The organism is Photorhabdus hindustanensis, assembly GCF_002968995.1.
In the GTDB taxonomy this organism is placed as follows: domain Bacteria; phylum Pseudomonadota; class Gammaproteobacteria; order Enterobacterales; family Enterobacteriaceae; genus Photorhabdus; species Photorhabdus akhurstii.
Window position 1 is genome coordinate 1 of the sequence record NZ_PUWT01000208.1, and the last position, 673, is coordinate 673.

A 673-nucleotide genomic window follows, 5' to 3' on the forward strand; every position below is an offset into this window, starting at 1 on the left:
CTTTGATTTAATAACGTGATACCTGCTTGTTTCAGCAACATCATGCTGTTCCGTAAGGATTGGTCGATCTCATTAGCATGATTGATAYGGCTCATCACATCCTGGGGCTGAAGTAGGTCCCAAGGGTATGGCTGTTCGCCATTTAAAGTGGTACGCGAGCTGGGTTTAGAACGTCGTGAGACAGTTCGGTCCCTATCTGCCGTGGGCGCAGGAAGATTGAAAGGGGCTGCTCCTAGTACGAGAGGACCGGAGTGGACGCACCGCTGGTGTACGGGTTGTCATGCCAATGGCATAGCCCGGTAGCTAAGTGCGGGAGAGATAACCGCTGAAAGCATCTAAGCGGGAAACTTGCCTTGAGATGAGTCTTCCCTTGACTTAGAGTCACGGAAGGAACGTTTAAGACGAAGACGTGGATAGGCTGGGTGTGTAAGCGCAGCGATGCATTGAGCTGACCAGTACTAATGAACCGAGCGGCTTAACCTTACAACGCCGAAGGGGTTTTGGTGTCGGAAGACAGCAAACAGAAGTCGGAAGACAGAAGAGAGACAGATTTCAGCTTGTTCAGAGATTGGTTCCAATGGTTGTGGTGACGGAGAGTCAGACAAGGGTTGGAATAAAACGGAATATGCCTGGCGGCGATAGCGCGGCGGTCCCACCTGACCCCATGCCGAAC

The 673-nt window shown here is 51.8% G+C and carries 1 protein-coding gene and 1 rRNA gene; one reads left to right on the forward strand and one right to left on the reverse strand.

Going from position 1 to position 673, the window contains the following annotated elements:
• A 23S ribosomal RNA gene (locus C6H66_RS26515) occupies window positions 1–483 on the forward strand; the annotation flags it as partial.
• Here the strand turns inward: C6H66_RS26515 and C6H66_RS26520 are convergent.
• A partial coding sequence (locus C6H66_RS26520; protein WP_219847659.1) for a hypothetical protein occupies window positions 482–673 on the reverse strand: 192 nt, incomplete at its 5' end. The genes C6H66_RS26515 and C6H66_RS26520 overlap by 2 nt on opposite strands.